Source organism: Belnapia mucosa, from assembly GCF_016775475.1.
GTDB lineage: Bacteria > Pseudomonadota > Alphaproteobacteria > Acetobacterales > Acetobacteraceae > Belnapia > Belnapia mucosa.
The window spans coordinates 1-267 of sequence record NZ_JAEUXJ010000118.1 but is presented as its reverse complement, the minus strand read 5'-3'; the positions used below and the strand labels follow the sequence as shown (position 1 = coordinate 267).

Here is a 267-nt window from a genome sequence, read left to right as displayed (position 1 = left end):
CCGCAAGATTTGTCTGGCGTCAGCTATCTCTTCTGCAACAAAGATGAAGCAGCAGCGACCACTGGTGAACGTGAACCACAAGCCATTTTGGATGCATTGCTCACGCGCGGCGCGGCACACGCTATTATGACCAATGGCGCCAATGGCGTCTATCTGGCCGCACAAAACGATCAACCCAAAACCATGCAGCACCTTGCCGTGCCTGCCGCCGAAATTGTGGACGTTTCTGGCGCGGGCGATGCCTTTGTGGCGGGCACGCTGCATGGC

Annotated in this window: 1 protein-coding gene; it reads left to right on the top strand. The window is 57.3% G+C overall.

The window, feature by feature from the left end; genetic code table 11:
- On the top strand, window positions 1-267 hold a 267-nt coding region (locus tag JMJ55_RS30610; RefSeq protein ID WP_236034278.1), incomplete at both ends, for a carbohydrate kinase family protein.